Source organism: Vibrio sp. 1078-1, assembly GCF_033340475.1.
The window spans coordinates 1-535 of record NZ_JAWOWM010000811.1 but is presented as its reverse complement, the minus strand read 5'-3'; the positions used below and the strand labels follow the sequence as shown (position 1 = coordinate 535).

The following is a 535-nucleotide window of genomic DNA, read 5'->3' as shown; positions in this document are numbered from 1 at the left end:
CCCCAGTAGATAAGAGCGACGGCAAGGAAAGCTTCGAAGAAGCGGAAGCTAGAAGAGGCCTCCATCTGCGCTTTAGCCATGATTTCTGCCACGCCAAGCGTGAAGGCGAGGGAAGTCGACTTAATCATATCAATGAAGTAGTTCATCAATGAGGGCAGTGCTACTCGTGTTGCTTGTGGCAGAATCACGCGACGCATCGCTTGTGGCGTTGTCATGCCGACCGATAGGCTCGCTTCCATTTGGCTGCGATCAATACCGATGATTGCAGCACGAATACTCTCGGCCATATAAGCGGCAAAGTGCAATGTTAAACCAATCACTGCGGCAGAAAATGCATCGATGCCCACCATCACAGGGAAGATTTGTGGCAAGCCGTAATAAAGCAGGAAAAGTTGTACTAACAGTGGGGTACCACGGAAGAAGCTGATGTACAGTTGACTCAATTGGTCGAGAACTGGCAGCTTAAATACGCGAATGTTCGCCAAAATGACGGCTAAAATCAGTGAAAAGACCAAGCCCCATGTGGCCATTTCCA

1 protein-coding gene is annotated in these 535 nt (G+C 49.3%); it reads right to left on the bottom strand.

Going from position 1 to position 535, the window contains the following annotated elements:
• Positions 1-535 (bottom strand): amino acid ABC transporter permease (locus R7190_RS30210; RefSeq protein ID WP_318138254.1); only part of this gene is annotated, 535 nt, incomplete at both ends.